Genomic DNA, 22,815 nt, shown 5'->3' on the forward strand with positions numbered 1-22,815 from the left:
ATGCAGACGATTGGGTTGAAGAGAATAATGGCGGGCCTTGCGGTCGCGGTGGCCGCCGCATTCCTCGTCTGGTTCGCCTGGCCGCAACCGGTCGCGGTCGACATGGCGGAAATTGTCCGGGGTCCCATGGAGGTCACGGTCGAGGACACCGGCCGCACCCGCGTGCGCCACGTCTACACCGTCTCGGCGCCGATCGCCGGCAAGGTCTTGCGGACGCCACGCTATGTCGGTGACGAAGTCGTGGTCGACGAAACGGTCGTGGCGGCGATGCAGCCCATGGCGCCGGCATTCCTCGACGCACGCACGCGCGAGGAACTGCAGGCCGCGCTTGTCGCCGCCGAAGCGGGTATCGAACTCGCCGAACACGAAATCCACCGCATCGAAGCCGCGCGCGATTTTGCCCGAAGCGAGCTTCGCCGCGCCGAGGAACTGGCGCGCCGCGGCGTGGTTTCGCCGAGAACGCTCGACAAGGCGCGCTTCGACGCCGAAACCAGCGTCGCCGCGTTGGCCAGCGCAAAGGCGCAGCTCGACATGCGGCGCGGCGAGCGGGCAAGCGTCATGGCGCGCCTGACCGACCCCTCGACCGACGCAGCGCCCGAGGAGACCGGCTGGCGCATCGAGCTGCGCGCGCCGGTCAGCGGCCGGGTCCTGCGGATCGTTCAGGAGAGCGAGTCGGTCGTCCATGCGGGGACGCCCTTGATCGAGATCGGTGACCCGCGCGACCTTGAAGTGGTGGCGGACCTTCTGTCCACCGATGCCGTGCAGATTGAGGAGGGTTCCCCGGTGCGCATCGACGGCTGGGGCGGCGCGCCGGTTCAGGGCAGGGTGGCGCGCATCGACCCTGCGGGCTTCACGAAGATTTCGACGCTCGGTATTGAGGAACAGCGGGTCCGCACGGTCATCGATCTTGTCGATCCGCCGGAAACCTGGTCGCGGCTCGGGCACGACTTCCACGTCGTCGTTCACGTGACGGCATGGAGCGCCGAAGAGGCCGTCGCTGTTCCGGTCGCGGCGCTCTTTCGCAAGGGCGACAACTGGGCCGTTTACGCGGTCCGGGACGGCCGCGCGCGGATCACGCCCGTCGAAATCGGCCGGCGGAACAATCGCGTCGCCGAGGTGCAGAACGGCCTCGAAGCTGGCGACCGGGTTGTGTTGCATCCGAGCGACAGGGTGGAAGAGGGTACGGCGGTTGCCGAGCGTGTCATCCGTTGAACGCGCCGCGCCTGACCGATCGGAATAATCCCGGCGCAAGCCGGACGGGGAAACGCGGCCGGCAATCGAGCCCGCATTCAACAAAAGAAAGCGTCACATGTTCACTCTGACTTCGCTGGGCGGCGCGGGCACCGTCACTGGCTCGAAACATCTGCTGACGCTGGACGGCCACCGCATCCTCGTCGATTGCGGCCTGTTCCAGGGGTTGAAAAACCTGCGCGAGCTCAACTGGGCGCCGTTCCCGGTCGATCCCAGCTCGATCGACGCCATCGTGCTCACCCACGCCCATCTCGATCATTCGGGCTATCTACCGAAGATCGTGCGTGAGGGCTTCCGCGGCCGCATCTTCTCGACCGATGCGACGCGCGAAGTGGCGGCGCTCATCCTAAAGGATAGCGGCTACATCCAAGAGAAGGATGCCGAATATGCCAACCGCAAGGCCTATTCGAAGCACAAGCCGGCGCTGCCGCTCTACGGCATCCGCGACGCTGAGCGCGCAATCGAGGCATTCACCGCCGTCCCGTACCACAAATCCGTTTCACTGCCCGGCGGCGCCACGCTGACCTTCCGTCATGCCGGCCACATTCTTGGCGCCGCCACGGCCGAGATCGGCTGGGGCGGCAAGAAGATTCTCTTTTCCGGCGATCTTGGCCGCTATGACGATCCGGTGATGGTCGATCCCGAACCGGTGCCGGAGGCCGATTATGTCGTCGTTGAATCGACCTATGGAAATCGCGCGCATGACGGGGCCGAACCGGTCGAACAACTCGGCGCCGTGATCGAGAACACGGTGGCGCGCGGCGGCACGGTCGTGATCCCCGCCTTTGCGGTCGGCCGTGCCCAGTCGCTCCTCTATTACATCTGGGCGTTGAAGCAGGCCGGGCGCCTCCGCGACGTGCCGGTCTATCTCGACAGCCCGATGGCGATCAATGCGAGCGAGCTTCTTTGCGCCCATCTCGACGACCACCGACTGTCGCCGCCACTGTGCAAGGACATTTGTAACATCGCGACCTATGTGCGCGAGGTCGACGACTCGAAGGAGGTCACGGCCAACGCCTATCCCAAGATCGTCATCTCCGCGAGCGGCATGGCGACCGGCGGCCGCGTGCTGCATCACATGAAGTCTTTCGCGCCGGACCGCAAGCACACGATCCTCTTTTCCGGCTTTCAGGCCGCCGGCACGCGCGGCCGCGCCATGCTGCAGGGCGCCCGCGAAACCAAGATCCATGGGCAATGGGTGCAGGTCCGCGCCGAGGTCGCGGAATTGCCGATGCTGTCGGCCCATGCCGATGGCGACGAAATCATGCGCTGGCTCTCCGGCCTTCGCCGCCCGCCGCAACAGACCTTTGTCGTCCATGGCGAGCCCGACGCCTCGGAAGCCTTGCGCATCCGCATCGACCGGGAGCTTGGCTGGAACGTCGCCGTTCCCCGTCAGGATCAGGTCTTCACGCTGTGAGACAGATGTTGATATTGAACAACGGCCAAAGCGCCTGGCTCTCTTTCCTGCGGCGCTACATCGCCCTCATGGCGCTGGGTAATCTCGCCTGGGAATTCGCGCATATGCCGCTCTACACGCTCTGGGAAACCGGAACACCGCGCGAAATCGCCTTCGCCGCGATCCATTGCACCGGCGGCGACATCCTGATCGCGCTTGCCGCACTGATTGCGGCCCTCTTCCTGTTCGGCAACGGCTTCTGGCCGGCGCAGACCTATCGCCGCGTCGCCGTCGCCACCATCGCGATCGGCCTCGCCTACACTCTGTTCAGCGAATGGCTCAACATCGAGATCCGCGCCGCATGGGCCTATCGCGACCTGATGCCGGTGATCCCGGTTCTCGATACCGGCCTCTCGCCGGTCGCCCAGTGGATCGTCCTGCCCGGTCTGGCCTTTTGGTGGATCGCCCGCGTATGGGGAAAGTAGAAGCGCCGTGACCGGCCATTGAGATTTTCTCCCAGATGGGTTTAGAGTCCGGCCCTATGGAAGGGCGACGGACGATGAAGAGGCGGTATTCTCCGGAAGAAGAGATCGTCCCGCCTTCTTCGAAGACATCTCATGAAGTCTTGCGAGATGAGTGCCGAGCAGTTCGTCCAGCCGGTCGTAGAAGTCATGCGGCTCATGCGAAAACAGCATTCCGGCAACCGCCGAACCACCGGAGTCCACAAGAAACACTCCACGCCATGGTCCGACCGTCAGATGGCGGCAATTCGCGATGCGCCGCCAGAACTTGTTCCTGAGGATCGGCAGGCTGTTGAATTCTCCGGTCCGTACGAGATCCTCGAGTCTTCGGTCGAATTCTTTCAGGTCTTCAATATCCCGCTGGAGGGCTTCGCTTCCTTTGCTGGCGCCACGCACCTTGCGGCCAGCGCCAATCAACGCCGACACGGCCTCACTGATCGTTCGGTCACGAGGTCCTCCAAAGCTTGCCTCATCGATGTAGAAGTCCACCGTGCCCCGCATCGCCATATTCAATCGATTATGTTTCTTGTGCCTTCGTCGCGCTGGCGAAAGCCTGTTCCGAACGCGCCTTCCAGTCCTCGGGCGACACCGGACCCGTAAGATTCAATCCGCCTTTCTTGAATTGAGCGATTTTGAGATTGAGGAAGGCTTCCGTTACATCGTCAATCTCAACCTCATCGTCATTCGTGGCCACGAGCTCAACCCGGTTCTTGCCGGAGCGTAGAACCTTCACGTGCCCCGACGCGACCCGCGCGCCCATCATCAGAAGGACAGAGTGGCCGGACCCAATATCCACAGTGGCGGCCGACAAGCGGTTTCCGCGAAGGCCGATTTTGTCTGCCAGAATCTTTTTCAGTATGGCCGTGAGAGAGCCGCCCTTTCGGTTCACCGTGATCGAGGCCTGCGCGTCGATATCCCCGGAAAAGGCCGGCGCGTCGTCTTCGGCAGTCGGATTGGTCATGGCCGGTCACCACATAAAAGCAGAACTGGAACTTTCTGGAACATGGTGGTTTTCGAGCAAACAATCAAGCCGGCGACAAATTTGGCGCAATTCCACTTGAGTGTTGGATCTTGGCCTGCACCCTTTGATTTGGTCCTTCCTGAGGCATGGTCCTGGCCATGATGACCTTGCCCCCCAACCTTGGACCGGCTGGACTGGCAAAGTCGGGCTTCATCGGATGGCAGGCTGGCCGGGGTTGCCGGCCGCATTTGTTTTCATCAGAAAGCGAAAAATGAGTTCGACCAGCAACGTTTGCGCCTCCTTCGACTGGGCACGATTTGCAAAGGCGACGGCTGCCGCGAAGGTCAGGGCTTCTTTCTGACGGCCTTTGGCAAACTGGCTGAGTTCCTTCTCGATCAGCAAGGTTGCCGAAGACGGCCAGTCGGGAAGAAGCCTGTGGCCATTCATCATCATCTCGATCTGCCGATCGAGTATCAGGTTCTGAATGCAGAGGGCTTTGTCCGGACGGTGTTTGAGCATCAACCCGCCCATCAGCGTCATGATCTCGATCAGACAAGTGACGCCGGACGACCTCAGCGGCGGCGAGAGATAGTCCCGCGTTTTCTCGCGAACCTCTGCGGAGGGGTCGACAATTCCGTGAAGGAAGACATCGAGGTCTTTCAAGGCTGCGGGGGTCGCCTGTTCAGGCGCGTTTCTGATGTCGAAGCCGCACTCCCGACATTCGACCAGCGAACCACTCCGCCAGGTCTGCTCGGTTCCGCACTCCGGACACAGCGACTGAAGCAGTTCGCCTGTGTCGCGGTCCGTGAAGATGAATGAGATGTCCCAGTGCGCGCGATGAAATGCACTCCGACTAAGCGCACGAGGGGCGAAACGTCTGCTTGTCGGACACAGGTGATCGCGATCAACGGCGACACCGAAGAAGGAATGCTGACCATCGCTCGTCGACAGGTACCGCCGGTATTCGACTTCCTCACGCGCACAACCGAGCAGCTGGGCCAGGTGCTGTGAATCGTAATTTCCAAGGAGCAGCGGCAGGACCGCATCTGCGCTGACGCCAGCCAGCCTGGCCATGTCGCCGGGTCTCAACAGGTTTGCATCGGCGGTTCTTGCGACGAAGCTCAGAAGGCTCTCATCGCGGATCGGCTCAAGACGAAACAGCAAATTGGACATGTTCTTACGCCGCGTAATCGATCTGACGGGTGGGCAAGGTCTTCTGCCGGAACGGATTGACAGGCATGCTGTTGTCGAGAATCCATGCGTAGTCGATGGCCGCCGCCAGACATTCGTTTGTAATGCGGGGAAGGCCGGCCCGGGTCGCTACGTCGGACGCCTTGACGAGCAGCCGGGCGACCTCTCCGATAAGCCCCCTCGATGCGTAGTGAATTCGTTTTGCGCAATCCAGATCGGCGAGATTGGAGTCCTCGTCAAACGCCAGCTTCTTCTCGACCTCGGCCAGATAGGAACAGAAGAGATGTTGTTCATTCGGGTCATCCCAGTTGAAAGTTGATAGCTTCGGACTGGAATACATGCGGTTCTTCAGCTGGGTGGCCTCCTGCAGCACTTTGAGGATATCCGGCGTTCCCGCGAGTACAATCGGACACACCGCGGCATTGAGCAGCGACTTGATGAGATCGGCTGCGTCTTGAACGATCTGTTGGCTTTTCCGATCGAAGAGATGCTGGAACTCGTCGATGATCAGCAGCTCGACCCCTGCTTTCTCGAGCATTTTAATGAGGCGCTCCCGACGCTGTCCGAGCGTCATCTTGACTGACAGGGGTTCGGGCTCAAGGGAGGCCTGTATCCTGTCGATCAGAGCCCTTCGTGAAGCCGGCGAGGGTGTCTCGACAAACACGACTTCACTCTTCAGGAATGAGCCGCGGTGTGCAGGGTCGCCGTTTCCGGCCATCTGCGCGATATGCGGCGCAAAATTCTGACGGTAGAGTTGCAGGGCTTGTGTCTTGCCCGCGCCGGACTCGCCGTAGAGTACGAGACAATCCGCTCGTTCCCCGACGACCCCTCTTTTGTGCAGCATGTTGATCTCCTTTAGCGCGTGATCCACTTTCGGAAACAGCATCACGGCTTCGCGTATCGCCTGCGCGCGCTTCCGGGTCAGTTGCTCGATTTGCACGGAGTCATTGGTCACGTATCAGCTCTCCTGTTCTTCTGAAGGGCGCTTTTTCGGCGCGTTCAACTGTGCCATCGGGAGGCCGGTTGTCCCGTCTTCGAGCCCCGTGATAAATGTCAGACGCTCGTCCTTGAGCAACGACGACATGGGTGGAGGTATTTCCTGTGCGTCGATCGGTTGCGCTGTACCGACCGGCTGCAGGCGTTTCGACTTCTTCCCGGCCGGCGCTTTCGGCTTCTTGACCACCGTTGCGGAATACGCCTGGACCGCTGGGAACTGCGGCGCATGGCTTTCCTGGGGTTCAGCTTCGATCGCGTCGGTTTCGACCTCCGCGGTTATCTGGTCGAAAAGCTTCATGCCGCTCTCAACGTCGCTGACACGAACTTTCCCCGGCATATAGCCCGTGGAAGTCAACCCGAGCATGATCGCCGCCTTTCGACGGGCCGTCATTTTTCGATCGCCCATCGCCTTCTGATGGCTGAGAGTGACTTCGTCTCGGTAACGCGCTAGGTCGGTCGCGTTTACTTGCCTTTTCGCAGCCGCCGTCGCATAGGCCCAGACGGCGCGATGCATGTCGTAGGAAAGCCCGTCGGTATATTCGGGATCTTTAGAGGGAATCGGGATTTGCTTTCCCGTCGTCGGGTCGGTGATGTAAATCTCTTTGAGATTTGTCCTGTCATATCGTACCTGCACACTGACTTCTCCGCCGCATTCGGCGCGAATACGTGCAACGTCATTGCTGTTGTACATAAGGTGATCTAGTTGCACGCCGTCATTGCGCAACGTTCTTTTTTTGACATACATTAACAGCGTATTCAGATCGTCCATGGACTTCGGAAGCAGGGGCGGGTGCATCGCTGCCCCCTCACGCCATCGCGTCTCCGGATTTGATTTCATGTTCCGGTTGATGGTCCGGTTGTAGTCACAGAGCACCCATTCGACGAACTTCTCATTGAAAAGCTCAAGCCCGACTGCGTACTGAACCTCGGGTTGATTGTTTCCGAGTTCCGTGGGATTGGACCTCGTCGTGTTGGGAAACTTCTGTGCAAGCTGCTTTGTCATCTTGCCCAAGAAGCCTTCGATTTGCCCCTTGTACTGGGGCCGCCATCGGGGCGCGTACTCTATGTTGATCGAGAGAGCCAGGCAGGCCTGCTTGAGGGCTATCGAAGTAAAATCGCGACCGTTGTCGATGACGATACTTTCGGGGATACCGAACGCATCCCAACTGACGAACGTCCCTCCCGTAGAAACTCTAACATTCGGCTTCGGAGCGATTGCATGCCGCAAGGCCATTGAAATCGAGTGCCAGCTTGGCGCTTGAAAGCTCAGGTAATACCCCACGATTGCCCGGCTATATCGATCGACGACGACCGTCAGCCACGGGCGACCGAGCAGAAACCCGGTGCGTTCATCGATCATGGAAGTGTCGATGCGGTGATGGTCGATTTCATAGACCTGACCAATGCGTTTTGCTCGCGGGGTGAAATAGGTCGGTTTGAACGTTTCGTCGGCGGCGCGCCGTCCGTCACGTGCGACCGCCTCGATATATTTGTTCACCTGATTGATGCGCCGATAGATGGTCGACCGATGGGGCTCGGGAATGGGCGTCATCCCCGGTCCCCTGGCTATATTCTTTATGGCAACCAGATTTTTGACGCGATTGACCGTCGCGCCCTTGTTGAGTTTTGCACCTGTCAGATAGGCGGAGTTGATCGCTTCCTCGATAATGTCATCCTGTTCCGGCGATAACCGGGACAGACCACGTGAACCCTTATGCCGATTCAGGGGGATCAACGCACGCGCGTCACATCCGGCGTCTTCGTATTCACGGATCTTGCGTACCAGGTGCGTCCATGACGGGGGTTTGGGGTCGTTGATCTCTTCCGCAACCGCGGTGATAAGAGGCGCAAGCGCCTCCGCTGTCTTCTTCCACGGCTGTTCGCGAAAGCGTCTGATGTAGGCCTGCCAGCGCTGTAGCTCGTCTTTTTCCTTCTCTTCCAGCAAGCTCAGATCGAGATCGATGCGGCTGATTTCGACCGCCGTCATTTCGCCGTTGCCGTGAAAGCGAAGCCTGCGCTCTATAAAGAGCAGAAGAAGTTTGCGCGAGTCGATGACAAATGGCTCATCGGTATTCAGGTTACGTAACTCGTATCGCCCCGTCGGGAGTCTTTTCATAAACTCGAATCGGTCGCCTTCAATCGAGACGATCTCGCCGCCGGAAAGCCTGAACGGAAGCGGAAAGGCCTCGGAGTCAGTCGCCGTGGCAATTGCTTTCGAATTGCTCATTGATTTGCCTCCCAGGTCGTTGAACCCGGCAGGCAAAGCGTCTCCTCCGATATTGGAAGGGAGATATCCAAAGCGATGTCGTGACGTGCGGCGAGCGCGCGGATCGCTGAGGGGCCATGTTGGCCGCTCCGGATCAAGGCAGCGCAATTCCGGAAGCAGTCGGAACCGCGTTCGCTGAGGTGGGCAAGAACTCTTGCCCGATCCTCGCTCGCGACCGCGACCGTGCGATAGCGCATTATCTCGTTGATATTCGAGAAGCGTGGCTCGACGCGGATGATATCGTCAAATGCGATATGGAACGGGATCGCCACGCTTTGGTAGACTTCGCGCACTTGGGCCATTCGCGTGCGAACTTTTTCCTTTGCCTGGAACTCGGCCCTTGTCTTGACCTCGACAATGATGTCGCCATGCGCGGTCTCGAGTGCGAAATCGGGCGTGTACCGGATGCGCTCGCCGGCATAGACGAATGAGAGCCGGTGTGGCTGGTGGCGAATGCCTTTGATCCGGCGATCGAAGTCGATGATCCGCACGAAATCCCGTTCGACATTGTGCTCGCAGATGACCTGCTTGCCGAACTTCGTCACCACCATGGACGTCGGGATATCGCGTCGTCCTGTGAGGACGGGTCGGGCGCCTTCGGGCCCGAACTTTTCGATCGTCACTGCGTATCCCGGGTCTGCTTCCTCGATCATGGTCGTCCCCTTCTTTCTTGCGAGGTTAGGTTCAGTAATAAGATCCGCATAGAAAGTACAGAAAACGAGCAGTCGGAGTCAAAGCTGATAAATCGAAAGTGTAAATGGAAAAACACCTGTATTTTCTTTTTAGAAATAATTTAGATGGCGTTTTGTATGCTTCGAATACATCCGGATTTGGCCCAATGCAGGTTCAACGGGCTCAGAGACCGGCTTCACGCAGTCCGGCGCGGAGTCGATATGGGTCGAAAAAATTTCTGCCAAGGGCCGAATTTCGCTTCGGAACGATTTCGGTACGTCCCGAAGTCTTTTCGGTACGTCCCGAAATCTCTTGTGAACGGGCAGAGGCGGCCGCGGTCCCGGCGGGGCAGGGGCCAACGCAGGTCAGATGGTCCATCCGCGAGGGCGCCGGAGTAGTGAGAAGGGGAACCCGCCGGCCGGCCTGAGTCCTATAGTGCTGGGAATGGCGGGGCCCCCGAGCATAGGGCGGGGGCAACGCGGGCTACGCGGCTTATGTCGTTGTTCCAACCACCTACTGTAGATAGGGGTCTACCGACCAGATGCGCCCGACCGGCTGCTGAGAAAGCATTGATCTAGACAATCCGCGATAGGGCCGTGCCGCCGCCGTCTAGTCACGCCTTCGGCGTCTGAATCTCCACACCAAAACTGCGCACAATCCGGTCGGTTCAACATCTTGAATAGATGGGACAACGGGATAAGCACCTTGCAGTGTGCCTACATCGTAGGTCCGCTTTGCGCCAGAAGCGGACGTTCGGTACGCGTTGTTCTCATCTCGGGCTAAAGGCGGTCGAGATAGGCCATGTAAGGGTCGAGGATACTCGCTTGGTATCGTTCGTCCGTAGGCCGATTGGCCAACGCGGCACGAGCGGTCGCAATCGTCATCCAAGGAACTTCTACGTCCTTTGGGACCGAAAGACGTTCCTTAACTGCCGCGGCCAGTTTCTGTCGTGCGTCCTCCTCAAACAGGTCAGGGCGCTCCGCAAAGAGAATACGGCGTCCCAATTGGAAAAGACGTGCATCTTGGAATTCCCGGATGAGCGCAGGGCGGGCCTCCCATGAAGCCTGATGGAAAGCTTCCATGCGGCCCTCCTCGTCAACAAATCGCTCATAGAGCTGACTTTCTACATAAGGAGATGACGGGTACGCGACCTCCGTTGCGCGCGCGGCGGTGAGCAGCTTTTCTAGAAAGTCTGGGTCGGACCTAAGCAGCGTGGCCTGTTCCAGGCATGCGGCTTCGCTCGGTGCGCCTTGTAGTCCTTCCACCTCGAAGATGGGTATCATCAGCGGACCGGCGTTAACTCGCACTCTGCGTATCGGCGTGCCTCGCGATGCTAGGTGCTGCAAGAGCGCATCATGATCCAGTTGGCGCAGGGGGGTCAGGTTGTAAGTCAGGTCTACGCAGAACGGCAGGTTGGCGTCTTTCTTACTGTCGCCTAGGTAGGCCAGAAACCTCATTCCGGGATCCGCCCCTCGGGGGTCAACCAGAACAAACGCGTCTTCACTTGTTAGGAAATCTCTTGCTGCCGCTTTGTTCGTAAAACGCGCGAACTGGGACCAGATGTCCGGAGCGCCGTTGGCGAGCAAGTCGCATAGCCACAGTAGCGATTCTACGTCCGCCATAGCATCATGGCTATTTGTCAGAGCATAACCGTTGGCCGCGCAGAGATCACCGAGGCGCAGGCTGGCTGCTCCGCTCTCGTTAATCCCCGGCAAGAGTTTCTCGGGCCTGAGGGCCGCCACCGCTCGAGCCAAGCGAAGCACATCGCCGCGGCCATTATTGTGCCGACTTGTCAGGTAAGCGGGATGGAGCGTCTGATAAAATGCGTGACGAAGAAATGCTTCGTCGAAACGGATCGAATTGTAGCCGATGAATGTCGCCGGCGACCAAGAGTGCAACGTCCGATAGACAAGACACATCGCCTCAAAAAATGAAGGTCTGGCAGGAGAGAGGAGTTCGTCGATTCCTGTACCGGTGACGCAGAGTGCGTCAGGACTAGGGAGTATGTGATCCATCAGGCGGATCTTGATTTCAAAGCGATCTAGGGGACGCAACTGATTGTCTGTCCGGATCGCGGCAAATTGAACGATCTGATCGAAGGCAGGGTTCAGCCCGGTCGTCTCTACGTCGTAGAGTACGAAGCCCATAGAATCACTCCCTAACCCCCGGACTAAAGAGACGAAAACGTATTGCTGCGTCACTCACACGAAATTTCTTTGCAAGCGAGGCAATGGCCTCGTCATCCTCGAAGGCAATAACGTTCGCGGTTGCTTGCACGCGCATGAGAGGTTCCGGCATCAGAAGCTCTGAGGCAAACGCATTGGCTTCGATCTCTCGCCAATCAGCACCTGTCGCGGTCATGATGTCGCGATGCAAGATTTGCTTGTCGACATGCACCGAGCCTTCGAGAATTTCGCGATGCAGGACAAGATGTCCCATTTCGTGAGCTAGTGTAAACCGCTGGCGATTGGGGTGATGTAGCGCGTTGATGCCTATGATCGGAACGCCATCATGGATCGTCACCATACCCGACAGGTCACCATCCAGCGGTGAATATTGCACCCTCACCTTCATGATCCGTGCGATCCGCTCTACCGGCACTGGAGCAGTCTTTACGCTGTACTCAACGATCATTGCTCTGGCAGCGGCTCTCGCTCCTGCTGTATCGGCGCGCATCAGCGTCGCCGATCAACTTTGGCGCCAAGCGCCTGTGTAATGACATTTTCTACCTGCGCCTTCTCGACAGAGCTCAATGTTTTGCCCACAAACTTCATTGCCGTCTCTCCCCTAGGCCTACCTGGTTTGCTCCGACCGGCCGGCCGCCACGACTCCGGAAGCTTGGCCGGAAGCAGGTCTGCGATGGAATCGAGATCCAGTGCTTCCACCACCTCATAAATGTGGTGCAACATCGCCCGCTGCCGTCCTGTTTCAATGTTTGCGAGCGAAGCCCTGGTCAAGCCCAGGCGCTCGGCTACTTGAGCCTGCGTCAGCTCCCGGCGCTTACGCTGCGACGCAATATTACGTCCTAAGAGCTTATAGATGTCTTCTTCGATCATAGTGTGCAAGGCAAGCCCTGTTCGCAACAGATGTCAACAGGACAAACAATTAGATTGTATTACAATCATGACAAAAAATTAATGTATTTTTTGATGGACTAATGCTTTCTCGCGGAGTCATGGTTTGAATATGGCGAACATTGATGACTCCTCACCCACCGATCTGAAAGCTGATAGCGGCGAAGCACCGCGCCCGTTCCGCGTTCTCAGCCTCGATGGCGGCGGCATGCGGGGCATCTATACCGCCGCCTTCCTCGCTCGGTTGACGGATCAATTCGCCCGCATCAGAGGTGAGCCAGCGCTCGATCTGGGAATCGGCTTCGATTTGATCACCGGAACCAGCACCGGCGCGATCGTTGGCTGTGCGCTCGCCGTCGGTCGCCCCATGCCGGAAATCGTTGAACTCTACCGCAACCATGGCCCAAAGATTTTCCCGCACCGGATTACGGGGAAGGCGAGTGCTGCATTTCGGGCTGCGCAAGGCAGCCGGTATGTGCGACAGGGCGACAGGGCACTCCGAGAAGCGCTCAAGGCGACGCTCGGTGACATCACAATGCTTGATGTGTTTGGTGGACGGGGCATTTCTCTGTCGATACCCGCTGTCTTGATGAGCGAGCATCGCGCATGGGTCTTCAAGAAGACCCCCCAAAGTGGGGTACGCGACGATAACTATCCGCTCGTGGATGTCTGCATGGCAACCAGCGCTGCCCCTATCTATCGATCACTTGCGGCCATCAACGACCCGAATGCACCAGGAGGACCTCAGCAGGTCTTCGCGGATGGCGGCCTCTGGGCCAATAACCCCATCATGGTCGGTTTGGTGGACGCCCTGACGATAGCCACCCCTGACCAGCCCATCGATATATTCTCGCTTGGAACATGTCCACGTCCCGACGGTGATCACCTTGATGCCGAAACTGCCCACCGTTCGATGTTGGATTGGTCGCTCGGTGCTGACGTCGCGCCGCTGAGCATCTCTGCCCAGGAGTTCGCTTTCGACAACATGGCGAGGTTACTGGCGAACGCCATGAGCGACTGCGGGCGCCCGATTCGCAGAGTTCGCTTTCCCAACAAACCCGTCCCGGCCAGCATGATGCCGTTTTTGGCGCTGGATGACACCCGACGGGAAGCGATGGATCGCTTGATCCAGCAGGCTCACACCGACGCTGACTTGACTAAGAGTGCCTGCGACGATCGGAACAACGCCGACGGCCAGATGATCCTGCGACTCATGAACGACCTACCGGCGATGCCGGTGACCGGAGCGGTATGGGACCGCACCTCCACCAATGCAGTGAAAGGATGAGTGATGTTCGACTGCGCCAAAGAGGTCCGCGCTTATCACGATCAGCATGTGACCCTGCCGAAGACAGAGCAAGATCAGATGCGTGACCGGCGCAATTCCAACCGAACGCGGTTGCGCAACGGACTCGTGAAGGCGAGCAAGCCCGGTCCGCTTGAGTTTGTCAAGCAGGGAAGCTACGCCATGAAGACGATGATCCGTGACCAGAACAACGACTATGACGTCGACGACGGTGTCTATTTCGCCAAGGAGGATCTCGTCGGCGAACGTGGCGCCGAAATGACAACTCTTCAAGCACGGCAAATGGTGCGTGACGCGGTTGACGACGGCAAGTTTAAACAGCCCCCTGAAGTGCGCCCCAACTGTGTACGTGTGTTCTACGAAGCTGGATATCACGTCGATCTGCCAGTCTATCGTCGTGTCATGAAATCAACCATCTTCGGTGATGAGACCTACTATGAGCTTGCTGCGGGCGGCGGCTGGAAGCGGTCAGATGCGCGAGATGTTTCTGACTGGTACGAGGACAAGCGTTCGAATTCTGCAGACGGTCAGCAGCTTCGGCGTATCAACCGCGATTTGAAAAAATATGCCCGCAGTCGTTCCAGCTGGCGTAGCGGTATTCTCAGCGGCTTCGGCATCTCGGTATTGATAACCGAATGCTACAGGCAATCTGAGCGTGAAGATTGTGCCCTCTATGACACCATGGTGTCGATTCGCGATCGACTTAAATGGAACCTCCAGATCGCCCATCCGGTTACACCCGGTGACTATATTACGAGCGGAAGTGACGATGCCCGAGCCCGAAGCTTTCGCGACAAGCTCACCGAAGCTATCGATACCCTGCAACCGTTGTTCGGTTCGGACTGCACCCGCGATCAAGCGCTCAAGTGTTGGGGCAAGGTTTTCTCTACCACCTTCTTCGGCGAACAACTTGAAAACGAGAAGCGCGCTGCGGTGGCCGCCCCTGCGATTGTCAGTTCTACCGCACTCCTCTCAGAGACATCGCGGGCGGCAGCCGCGGTGAGTAGTGCGGGCGGGGGTCGCCATGCCTGAAGAAGAACTCCCGCTCAAGTGGCGAGAGCAAGCTCTAAAACTCGAAGCGCGGCTGCGGAAATTAACGGGGCAGGCTCCCGAGCGTCTTGATGCACAGACGATCAACCGTTGCTACCCGAGGCGACCATGGGTCGCAGGTTGGCGAGTCAGCGTGAGCTTTTCAGACAATATTGTGCGGCGTATCGACGTCTTGGCCAGCATAGCGTTTCCGTCGGTTCCAGTTCGAACAGCGTTGGTCGACCATCCCGAATTTATGACATGGCCCCACGTCGAGAGTGATGGAATATTGTGTCTCCTTCCCAATATGGCAGAGTGCGATCCGGACGATCCTTCGGCCGTGGCCGAAAACTTATTGGGGCGGTCAATTCGGTTAGTAGAAGAACTGCTCGAGGGCTCGATCATTGAGCGGGACTTCCGGGAAGAGTTCCTGACCTATTGGGCGTACAAAGCCCACAATGATGGGGCTCGCTTTTTTAGCTTGCTTGCGCCTGAACCTCCGTCCCGCGTTGTCCAGGTCTGGAAGGGCAACAGCATCGAAGTCGTGGAGGAGGATGCCGAGAGTCTAACCCGCTGGGTCCAGCACCGTTTCGGCGCCAATGTCAAAACAAACACCGAGAAGGCCGCGTTCCTGTGGCTCCCCCAAGCGCCTCTCCCGACAGATTATCCCGAAACTGCATCTGAGTTGTACGCACTTGCAACGGCGATTGGTGCCGATGCAGTGACCACACTTGAGCAAGCCGCGTTGGATGAACCAGACGATGTTGTCGCGGTTTTGGGTGCGACAGGTCGCCGAGGATCCGGGTTAATCGGAGTCAGGGTGCCGAATCCCAAACGAATGCGGCACCATTCTCGATCGGTCGCCGTGCCAGTATCGAAGGGATTTCGATCCGGCAAAACTGAGCCTTCCATCTTGCTCAATCGCTACTTCGGAAGTGGGCCCGTTATACGTACCGGTGTCCAGCGGGCCGACGCAAATTGGGTACATGGTAGGGGGCAAGATGCTCGAACCGAGCACCTACTTGGCGCAACCGTCGTTCTGTTTGGGTGCGGATCAGTTGGCGCGCCAGTTGCGGGCACCTTGGCACAGGCTGGCATCGGGAAAATAATTCTCGTGGATCCCGACATTCTGAGTTGGCCGAACGTCGGTCGGCACCCGCTTGGCGCGTCGGCAGTCGGCCGGAACAAGGCCCAGGCTTTGGCCGAGCGATTGCAGGTCGATTTTCCTCACCTCCATGTAGAAGGCCGTGCTTGCGGCCTCCACGAAGTGATCCGAACAGATGCCGACCTTCTGAAGGATGCCCATCTGATCATCGCAGCGACGGGCAGCTGGAGTGCAGAGAGCGCCCTGAACCATTGGCATGTTGGTCAAGGACGGCACTATCCAGTTCTTTACGGATGGACGGAAGCACATGCTTGCGCTGGGCATGCCGTTGTAGTCAGCGGTGAAGGAGGTTGTCTCCAGTGCCATATCGGGCGAACGGGATCGCCTTCGTTCAGAGTTGTAGCCTGGCCGGACGGCGGCGATGCAAGTCAAGAAGAGCCCGCCTGCGGTGCGCACTATCAACCCTACGGTCCTGTCGAGCTCAACCACGTGACTACGATGATCAGCGATCTCGCGCTGGATTGCCTTCTTGATCCACCCACTCGGTCCTTCAACCGCGTATACACCACCTCGCAGCGTCGTCTCGACGCCCTCGGTGGGCGCTGGAGCGATGAATGGTTGGCTGAACAAGGGCATGGTGATCTTGGTGTTCGAACCCTTGATAGGCCTTGGCCGCCTATGGCTTGCGCGGCATGTGGAATCCAGACCTCAATCAAAATGGCTTAACAAGCAATCCGTGCTGGTACCGATATCCTCCCGGCGGAGAACTGATCGTGTGGTGCGCCGTATTCAGGTCACTTGGCCAGCCAGAGGCGCGACGTCAGCTTCTGGTGCGGAGTCGGCGAGTCGGCCAGACCCATCGTTTGAAGGAAGCTTCTGACCCGAAGCGGACACCAACAACCCTCCTCATTGATGAGCGCGTACGCAACTCAACGTCTACGAACTAATTATAGTTGATCAGGGCTGCAGGAAGGAGAACACTCCGTTTCATCTCTGTTTTGGCGTACGGCATATTGTGGTTTGACAGATTCAAAAGCCGCCTATTGTGCGGAAACATCAATGTTAGGGGCAGCCGGGGCATGCAATCACACGATCCAATTCGCCAGATCGGCTTCATACAGCAAGCACTGTCACAGAATCGAAAGCCGATAGGGTTCTTCGTCGGTGCAGGATGCCCATTGTCTGTTCGCGTCAACGAACGCCAAGAGAATGGCAAGACCGTAAGCGATCCTCTCATCAGGGATGTCGCGGGACTGACGGAGATCATTGCCGGCCACCTCAGGAGCGATGATAAAGAAAACCCCTCAAGCTGGGACAGGATCGTAGATGTCGTGAAGGAGGATGGAGGCGACAGCAACAATATCGAGCAGCTACTGAGCAAAATTCGCGTTCTCAAGAGCGTCGCGGGCGGGGGGACTGTGCGTGGCATGGAAGCCAAGGAATTGGACGACCTGGATGAACAGGTCTGCAAGGTGATCTCGGAGGAGGTAAATAAGCTTCTGCCTCGTGAAGATACTCCGTACCACAACCTTGCGATCTGGAGCCGTTCGATTAGTCGCGAACGGCCCGTTCATCTTTTTACGACCAACTACGACCTTTTGCTGGAGCAGGCGCTCGAAGAAAGCTCTACACCCTACTTCGATGGCTTCATTGGATCTCGAAAGGCGTTCTTCGACTTGGGGGCGGTGGAGGACGAACGCCTCCTACCACCGCGTTGGACCCGACTCTGGAAGATCCATGGCTCGCTTAACTGGCGGCTTGAGGATGGCAAGACCGTTATTCGAAGTGACGAAAAGACCGAGAAGCAGTCCTACCTTATCTATCCGTCGCATCTGAAATACGATCAAAGTCGGAAGATGCCTTATCTGGCGATGCTTGATCGGCTCAAGGCATTCCTGCTCAATCCATCGGCGCTGCTATTCATTTGCGGTTATTCCTTTTCCGATGAGCATATCAACGACATCATTTGCAGAAGCTTGGAGACAAACCCAACGGCCCACGTGTTTGCGTTCGTATTCGGAAAGTTGGATGAGCCGAAATATGCGTTGGGAAGAAAGTGTGCATTCTCCACACCTAATTTGAGCATGCTGGCCTTTGACAAAGGTATTGTGGGACGCAACTTGGGCGAGTGGCACACGGAAGATGTCAATGCTCTGTCCTTGCCTCCGGGCATACTCGTCAAAGATGACGCGATCATATCGCTGAAACTCGGTGACTTCGCTGCGCTTGGAAGCCTTCTTCGCGGGGTCTCCGGAGCGAAGGATGGGCCCAATGAAGATTGAAAGCACCGGCAAGGCTACGGTAATCGGCACCGTCCAAGACGTGAGCGGGACTTCCGTGAGCGTCACATTGAAATCTGACCGCTTCTCGGGTCTGAGCTTCGTTCAGGGCCAAGGCTACAAGATTGGCCAGATCGGTAGCTTCGTGAAGATACCGGTGGGCTATGTTGATCTGTTCGGGATCGTTTCGCAGGTTGGAGCGAGCGCAGTGCCCGAAAGTTTGGCACAGAGCATGCCCAATGGCTTGCGATGGATGACCATCCAGCTGGTTGGCGAAGGATTCAGATCCAGAAAGTTTCAGCGAGGCATCTCGCAATATCCAACCATTGATGACGAGGTCCATCTGGTTTCAGAAACGGATCTTCAGGCCATTTACGGCAAGCTCGGAGAACAAAACCACTTGGTGAAGGTGGGGCATATTGCGGGCAGTGAATCAATCGACGCACTGGTCGACATTAACAAGCTCATCACCAGGCACTCAGCCGTTGTGGGTACGACCGGATCGGGTAAATCCACCACCGTGGCAGGCATTCTCAACGTTCTGTCGAACGCTGATCGGTTCCCGTCTGCCAGAATTGTTGTGCTCGACCTTCACGGCGAATATTCACGAGCGCTCAGAGATCGTGCAAATATCTTCAAGATCAGTCCGGATCACGATACGGAGAACGAATACAAACTCTGCATTCCGTTTTGGGCGTTAAGTTTTGATGAGCTTCTTCGTGTCACCTTCGGCCCCTTGCCCGCGGATGGGAAAGCGCGAAATGTCATTCTGGAAAGAGTGATCGCCGCGAAGCGCCAAAGCTTAATCGATAATCCGATCCGGGGTGCCACCGCAGAAGATGTCAGCGCCGACAGCCCCGTTCCATTCTCTCTGAACCGGCTTTGGTACGATCTCTACTGCACGGAGTTCGGGACGTATTATAGTAGCATAGGCAGCCCTACCGATCCGGCCAACTGGGCATATGAGAAGGATGGAGACGGCGGAAACGATCTTGTGGGCAGCGCCGAAAGAGGCATCTCTCCTCGGTTTAGAAAGGTCAAAAACGTCAAGGAGGATACTGAGAAGATTAATTACATTCCCGACTCTTTGAACATTAGAGGGCCGCTTGAGTCCCTCGGCTCCAAGCTCAGAGTCTCTAGATACGACTTCTTGCTGAAGGCGGGCGATTGGCATCCCGATCTGAATGGTGTTGTTCGGCAGGGCTTGGCCGAGTTGATGTTGGGATGGTTGGGCAGTTCCCGGCCGATCACAATTTTGGATTTATCCGGCATTCCATCTTCGATGACCAATGACATCATCGGCACCGTTCTTAGGGTGCTCTATGATGGGTTATTCTGGGCGCGAAAACTTTCCGAGGGCGGCCGCGAGCGGCCACTGCTCGTCGTGATGGAGGAAGCACACGCCTACCTCAACGATAATTTCGACGGAGCTGCATCGATCGTTACCCAACGGATTGTGAAAGAGGGACGGAAATATGGCATTGGCGCAATGATAGTCAGCCAGCGACCCTCCGAAATCAACCCAACTATCTTGTCGCAGTGCGGCACGTTTTTCGCGATGCGGCTGAGCAATGCTACTGATCGCTCGCATGTGACAGGAGCATTGTCGGACAACCTAGAGGGGCTGACCAATATGCTTCCCATACTCCGGACGGGGGAAGCGATCATCCTCGGCGAAGCAGTGGGGCTTCCGATGAGAACGATGATTCAGGCGCCATCCAAAGACAGGCGGCCCGATAGCCAAGATCCGGTGGTGTGCGATGAGGTGCATCCGGACGAATCCATGGCACCGGGCGGATGGAACATTCGGCGCCTGCAAACACCTGACTACAGCGACTTCGTCGAAACATGGCTTCAGCAAAATCCTGTTCTAACAAAAAAATAGCAAAGGAAACTACATCATGGCGTGGAGAGATTTTCCTTCATTCACATCTTCCAACATCGCATTGATAAGATACGACAATGAACAGGCCACACTTGAGGTCGGATTCCACAACGGAGGTACGTATCACTACTACGATGTTCCATCTCAGGTGGCAGATGAGTTAGAACGCGCCGAATCCAAAGGATCGTTTCTCGCATCCTCAATCAAGGGGCACTATCGGTACAGCAAAGTCTGATCATGGGAATCGTTAGCTTAGATCAAAAATCGGGCAGGGTTCAGGTCTCATCCTTCGAGGTTGAGAACAAGATACTGTTCGAATTTTTCAACAAGCTCGGCGTAAATGATCGTGATGAGCAGTTCCACAAAGCTTTGTATATCGGCGTTCTGGCGCTCATGGAGGACAGGCTGTCCAGCTTCCTAGCCAAGACGGCCAATGAACTCGGAACGGAACTGGAGAGTCTCAAGATCATCTTCGACATGAAGAAGGAGCTTTTCTACCGCACCTCGGTAAAAGGCGTTCTTGCCGAAGAGGACATCGCCAATTTTCTCGCTGAATTCTTGGCGAAACAAAAAATTGCGGACAGGATTGAGCTGTTTGGCAACGTGGCCGGAAAACTGCATCGGAACAAGACCGGAGATATCGTCTGTCATCTGAGCGGGGACGGCGGGATGAAAATAGCCATCGAATGCAAATTCGATAAAGGCATTCGGTTGGGTGACATTCAGACCAAGGACGTTTTCACGAAGAAGGTTGATACAGCTTGGAGTCAACTCCTGGAAGCTCAGGCTAACCGTGAAGGCAAAGTCGGAATTATTGTTTTTGATCTATCGCTCGTAGACAGCTCCATTTTAAGCGCAGTGCAGGACGTCCGATTCATTCCGGCCGTGGGTTTCGTCGCGATAATAGATTCCCAGAAGGGTGACTATAAAAATCTTGCTATCGCATACATGTTGGCAAGAGACGTAGCGCTCAACAGCAAGGAAGTGATGATCGATAAGGAAATCCTGAATGTGATCATGAACAGGATTATCAAGGATATAAACGATGTGACGGCGATTAAGGCGCTTGTGCATTCAAACATAGACAACTGCAGGAAGATAATCGCGCAAATCGAGAAAAGTATGCTTCTGATGGAGTTTAGCCAGAGGTATCTGGTCAAGTTTCTTGCCGAAGGTACGCTCTCAAAAGAAGACCTGCTCGATTTCTACGCGGGAGAAGAGATTAAGGACCGTTTTCGTCTAATAGAGAAGGAAATCAATGCCCTTGGCGTCGGATAGTCCGCTCTTGGCGCGACGGGGACATTAGCCGCAGCTTGGAATCGGGAAACTGGTTCGAATGAGCCAGCCCCTACAGTAAATGTCGATTCGACGGAGCGCCGGCGGTAATCTGCCGGCGTTTCCTGTTTTGAATCGGGGCTTGGTGTCCGTAGGCGCGCCGATCCCGACAACTAACTCCCGAAGAAATCTTCGAGAGCGCAAATGACCGGCCCCCTGAGTGGTCCAGGCCCGTCCTCCTTGTTGAGTGAAAGCAGATTACGGACATGATTAGAACATAACAAGAACAAAACATGTGCCGCATCCCGAGTCAAGAGGCTTCTTCGACGGAAACTCCAAGGATTATGCCATGAGGCGGCATCTCCGCCTTGCCGACAACATGTTGATTAGCCTATCTTAACAAAGAGCCATGCCTGTGAACTTTCACATTCCACTTGAAATGTGATGAGTTGCGGTATATATTCAACCTTGTCATGGGTCGCCACACTCGGTCGAATTGCTGAGTGCAAAAGGGCGGCCCCTTTTATTATCAGATGACCCTTCCTGCGTTTACGAAGCGCCATGCTACCCCGGCTGACCGTGTTCTCCATTTACGGAACAAAGGGCTTATCGTTCCTCGGCCGAAAGTCGCTGCTAGAAAGATCGAGCTGATCGGCTATGAGCGGTTACGAATTTACTTTCTGAGCCGCCGCGACTCCACCGCACCAGGTAAGCCGTTCACTCCTGGAACGAGCTATCATGATGTGCTTAGAATTTATGAATGTGACACCAAACTGCGCGCTATCTGCTTCGCAGCCGTTGGTCAGTTCGAAATTCACCTCCGGAACCGGCTGTCTGAAGAGCTGAGCACTCGCTTCGGTAGCCACCCATACTTCGACACGAGCGCCTTCAAGAGCAAGGAGGCGCATCTGGACGCCATGCAGAAGCTCAGTTCAGTCTACAACGCATCAAAAGATAAGCGGGCCAAGCACTACAAGGAGAGTTACTCGAACCCACCCCTTCCGGCCATATGGACGCTGAAAGAATTTCTCACTTTCGGCACAACCTCAAAACTGATCAAGGCGTTGAATGGGCCGGTGGTCACAGCGATCGCAAAGGACTTCGGCCTGCCATCTGACCAAATGCTAGAAAACTGGGTCGAGGCACTGGTCGACTTGCGAAATATCTGCGCACATCACGACCGGCTCTTCAACCGGACTTTCCAAAAGCAGCCGGAGATCTTCAGGACTCGGGGGGTGCCGACTAGTGCTGGCGGCCAGAATAACAAGCTCCGAGCTTTATTGCAGTGCCTAGACTACATGATGACTGCAAGGGGCGCCTCCGTAGGGGTTGAGGCAAGGGTTAGTCGGCTCTTACGTCAATATCCCGAGATATTTTTGGCGGAGACCGGATTTTAACCTCAGATTGCCAATCCAAGGCTAGGGCCTTGAGCTGCCCAGCTGACGTTTTGTCCTTAACACTTCAATTTGGTCCCTTATACATAAAAATGCAGCTGCTTGCGTGAGGTTACGGCTTCCTGCCTCACAAACAAATAACAACATTGACCATCAGGGCTGGTTCGAATGAGCCTGTCCTTTTATTCCCCAAACGCAGAAGGCGGCCATACGA

The 22,815-nt window shown here is 56.8% G+C and carries 20 protein-coding genes; 11 read left to right on the forward strand and 9 right to left on the reverse strand.

From position 1 onward, the window contains the following. From AAC071_RS01000 to AAC071_RS01010, 3 genes are all read left to right on the forward strand, one after another. Positions 1-1,212: an HlyD family efflux transporter periplasmic adaptor subunit gene (locus AAC071_RS01000; RefSeq protein WP_339828922.1), complete on the forward strand. Its 1,212-nt coding sequence runs from the start codon at positions 1-3 to the stop codon at positions 1,210-1,212. A gap of 97 nt (positions 1,213-1,309) precedes the next feature. Then, entirely contained in the window at positions 1,310-2,668 is a 1,359-nt protein-coding gene (locus AAC071_RS01005) for an MBL fold metallo-hydrolase (protein ID WP_339828924.1), read from the forward strand. A 5-nt stretch (positions 2,669-2,673) separates the two neighbouring features. Continuing rightward, positions 2,674-3,132, forward strand: a complete 459-nt coding sequence (locus tag AAC071_RS01010) for a hypothetical protein (protein ID WP_339828926.1) — start codon at positions 2,674-2,676, stop codon at positions 3,130-3,132. A gap of 54 nt (positions 3,133-3,186) precedes the next feature. On the opposite strand, the gene AAC071_RS01015 is transcribed toward AAC071_RS01010, so the two are convergent. The 9 genes from AAC071_RS01015 to AAC071_RS01055 all read right to left on the reverse strand — a co-directional run bounded on the left by AAC071_RS01015 (position 3,187) and on the right by AAC071_RS01055 (position 12,310). Continuing rightward, the gene (locus AAC071_RS01015) at positions 3,187-3,681 is read right to left on the reverse strand and encodes a hypothetical protein (RefSeq protein WP_339828928.1); all 495 of its coding nucleotides are present in this window, start codon (positions 3,679-3,681) and stop codon (positions 3,187-3,189) included. 4 nt (positions 3,682-3,685) lie between these two features. Further along, positions 3,686-4,129 carry a hypothetical protein gene (locus tag AAC071_RS01020; RefSeq protein ID WP_339828930.1) on the reverse strand — a complete coding sequence of 148 codons (444 nt, stop codon included), beginning with the start codon at positions 4,127-4,129 and terminating at the stop codon, positions 3,686-3,688. A 210-nt stretch (positions 4,130-4,339) separates the two neighbouring features. Beyond that, a complete protein-coding gene (locus tag AAC071_RS01025; RefSeq protein ID WP_339828933.1) occupies positions 4,340-5,302 on the reverse strand; it encodes a TniQ family protein in 963 nt (320 codons plus the stop codon). 4 nt (positions 5,303-5,306) lie between these two features. Further along, entirely contained in the window at positions 5,307-6,275 is a 969-nt protein-coding gene (locus tag AAC071_RS01030; RefSeq protein ID WP_339828935.1) for a TniB family NTP-binding protein, read from the reverse strand. A 3-nt stretch (positions 6,276-6,278) separates the two neighbouring features. After that, on the reverse strand, positions 6,279-8,543 hold the full coding sequence (locus AAC071_RS01035; RefSeq protein WP_339828937.1) for a Mu transposase C-terminal domain-containing protein: 2,265 nt from the start codon (positions 8,541-8,543) through the stop codon (positions 6,279-6,281). Then, positions 8,540-9,235: a TnsA endonuclease N-terminal domain-containing protein gene (locus AAC071_RS01040; protein ID WP_339828939.1), complete on the reverse strand. Its 696-nt coding sequence runs from the start codon at positions 9,233-9,235 to the stop codon at positions 8,540-8,542. The genes AAC071_RS01035 and AAC071_RS01040 overlap by 4 nt, the downstream gene beginning before the upstream one ends. Positions 9,236-10,033: 798 nt before the next feature. Then, positions 10,034-11,401 carry an exonuclease domain-containing protein gene (locus AAC071_RS01045; protein WP_339828941.1) on the reverse strand — a complete coding sequence of 456 codons (1,368 nt, stop codon included), beginning with the start codon at positions 11,399-11,401 and terminating at the stop codon, positions 10,034-10,036. Positions 11,402-11,405: 4 nt separating this feature from the next. Next, on the reverse strand, positions 11,406-11,930 hold the full coding sequence (locus AAC071_RS01050) for an ImmA/IrrE family metallo-endopeptidase (protein WP_339828943.1): 525 nt from the start codon (positions 11,928-11,930) through the stop codon (positions 11,406-11,408). Further along, positions 11,930-12,310: a helix-turn-helix transcriptional regulator gene (locus AAC071_RS01055; protein WP_339828945.1), complete on the reverse strand. Its 381-nt coding sequence runs from the start codon at positions 12,308-12,310 to the stop codon at positions 11,930-11,932. Before AAC071_RS01055 ends, AAC071_RS01050 begins: the two co-directional genes overlap by 1 nt. A gap of 130 nt (positions 12,311-12,440) precedes the next feature. On the opposite strand from AAC071_RS01055, the gene AAC071_RS01060 reads away from it, so the two are divergent. From AAC071_RS01060 to AAC071_RS01095, 8 genes are all read left to right on the forward strand, one after another. Further along, positions 12,441-13,616, forward strand: a complete 1,176-nt coding sequence (locus AAC071_RS01060) for a patatin-like phospholipase family protein (RefSeq protein ID WP_339828947.1) — start codon at positions 12,441-12,443, stop codon at positions 13,614-13,616. Between the two features lie 3 nt (positions 13,617-13,619). Continuing rightward, complete coding sequence (locus AAC071_RS01065; protein WP_339828949.1) at positions 13,620-14,666, forward strand: cyclic GMP-AMP synthase DncV-like nucleotidyltransferase; 1,047 nt, start codon at positions 13,620-13,622, stop codon at positions 14,664-14,666. After that, on the forward strand, positions 14,659-16,494 hold the full coding sequence (locus tag AAC071_RS01070; RefSeq protein ID WP_339828951.1) for a ThiF family adenylyltransferase: 1,836 nt from the start codon (positions 14,659-14,661) through the stop codon (positions 16,492-16,494). The genes AAC071_RS01065 and AAC071_RS01070 overlap by 8 nt, the downstream gene beginning before the upstream one ends. Before the next feature lie 353 nt (positions 16,495-16,847). After that, the gene (locus AAC071_RS01075; protein ID WP_339828953.1) at positions 16,848-18,050 is read left to right on the forward strand and encodes an SIR2 family protein; all 1,203 of its coding nucleotides are present in this window, start codon (positions 16,848-16,850) and stop codon (positions 18,048-18,050) included. Then, complete coding sequence (locus AAC071_RS01080) at positions 18,040-19,932, forward strand: DUF87 domain-containing protein (RefSeq protein WP_339828955.1); 1,893 nt, start codon at positions 18,040-18,042, stop codon at positions 19,930-19,932. The genes AAC071_RS01075 and AAC071_RS01080 overlap by 11 nt, the downstream gene beginning before the upstream one ends. Before the next feature lie 16 nt (positions 19,933-19,948). Next, positions 19,949-20,167, forward strand: coding sequence for a KTSC domain-containing protein (locus AAC071_RS01085; protein WP_339828957.1), 219 nt, complete (start codon positions 19,949-19,951; stop codon positions 20,165-20,167). 2 nt (positions 20,168-20,169) lie between these two features. Then, positions 20,170-21,210 carry a hypothetical protein gene (locus AAC071_RS01090; protein ID WP_339828958.1) on the forward strand — a complete coding sequence of 347 codons (1,041 nt, stop codon included), beginning with the start codon at positions 20,170-20,172 and terminating at the stop codon, positions 21,208-21,210. A 500-nt stretch (positions 21,211-21,710) separates the two neighbouring features. After that, the gene (locus AAC071_RS01095) at positions 21,711-22,604 is read left to right on the forward strand and encodes an Abi family protein (protein ID WP_339828959.1); all 894 of its coding nucleotides are present in this window, start codon (positions 21,711-21,713) and stop codon (positions 22,602-22,604) included. Positions 22,605-22,815 lie beyond the last annotated feature (211 nt).

Source organism: uncultured Parvibaculum sp. (genome assembly GCF_963975745.1).
Lineage (GTDB): Bacteria > Pseudomonadota > Alphaproteobacteria > Parvibaculales > Parvibaculaceae > Parvibaculum.

What these genes read in the sequence shown, in the direction of transcription:
- AAC071_RS01000 (WP_339828922.1), top strand. Translation starts at nt 1, where the DNA reads ATGCAGACGATTGGGTTGAAGAGAATAATGGCGGGCCTTGCGGTCGCG.
- AAC071_RS01005 (WP_339828924.1), top strand. Translation starts at nt 1,310, where the DNA reads ATGTTCACTCTGACTTCGCTGGGCGGCGCGGGCACCGTCACTGGCTCG.
- AAC071_RS01010 (WP_339828926.1), top strand. Translation starts at nt 2,674, where the DNA reads ATGTTGATATTGAACAACGGCCAAAGCGCCTGGCTCTCTTTCCTGCGG.
- AAC071_RS01020 (WP_339828930.1), bottom strand. Translation starts at nt 4,129, where the DNA reads ATGACCAATCCGACTGCCGAAGACGACGCGCCGGCCTTTTCCGGGGAT.
- AAC071_RS01025 (WP_339828933.1), bottom strand. Translation starts at nt 5,302, where the DNA reads ATGTCCAATTTGCTGTTTCGTCTTGAGCCGATCCGCGATGAGAGCCTT.
- AAC071_RS01035 (WP_339828937.1), bottom strand. Translation starts at nt 8,543, where the DNA reads ATGAGCAATTCGAAAGCAATTGCCACGGCGACTGACTCCGAGGCCTTT.
- AAC071_RS01040 (WP_339828939.1), bottom strand. Translation starts at nt 9,235, where the DNA reads ATGATCGAGGAAGCAGACCCGGGATACGCAGTGACGATCGAAAAGTTC.
- AAC071_RS01045 (WP_339828941.1), bottom strand. Translation starts at nt 11,401, where the DNA reads ATGGGCTTCGTACTCTACGACGTAGAGACGACCGGGCTGAACCCTGCC.
- AAC071_RS01050 (WP_339828943.1), bottom strand. Translation starts at nt 11,930, where the DNA reads ATGCGCGCCGATACAGCAGGAGCGAGAGCCGCTGCCAGAGCAATGATC.
- AAC071_RS01055 (WP_339828945.1), bottom strand. Translation starts at nt 12,310, where the DNA reads ATGATCGAAGAAGACATCTATAAGCTCTTAGGACGTAATATTGCGTCG.
- AAC071_RS01060 (WP_339828947.1), top strand. Translation starts at nt 12,441, where the DNA reads ATGGCGAACATTGATGACTCCTCACCCACCGATCTGAAAGCTGATAGC.
- AAC071_RS01065 (WP_339828949.1), top strand. Translation starts at nt 13,620, where the DNA reads ATGTTCGACTGCGCCAAAGAGGTCCGCGCTTATCACGATCAGCATGTG.
- AAC071_RS01070 (WP_339828951.1), top strand. Translation starts at nt 14,659, where the DNA reads ATGCCTGAAGAAGAACTCCCGCTCAAGTGGCGAGAGCAAGCTCTAAAA.
- AAC071_RS01075 (WP_339828953.1), top strand. Translation starts at nt 16,848, where the DNA reads ATGCAATCACACGATCCAATTCGCCAGATCGGCTTCATACAGCAAGCA.
- AAC071_RS01080 (WP_339828955.1), top strand. Translation starts at nt 18,040, where the DNA reads ATGAAGATTGAAAGCACCGGCAAGGCTACGGTAATCGGCACCGTCCAA.
- AAC071_RS01085 (WP_339828957.1), top strand. Translation starts at nt 19,949, where the DNA reads ATGGCGTGGAGAGATTTTCCTTCATTCACATCTTCCAACATCGCATTG.
- AAC071_RS01090 (WP_339828958.1), top strand. Translation starts at nt 20,170, where the DNA reads ATGGGAATCGTTAGCTTAGATCAAAAATCGGGCAGGGTTCAGGTCTCA.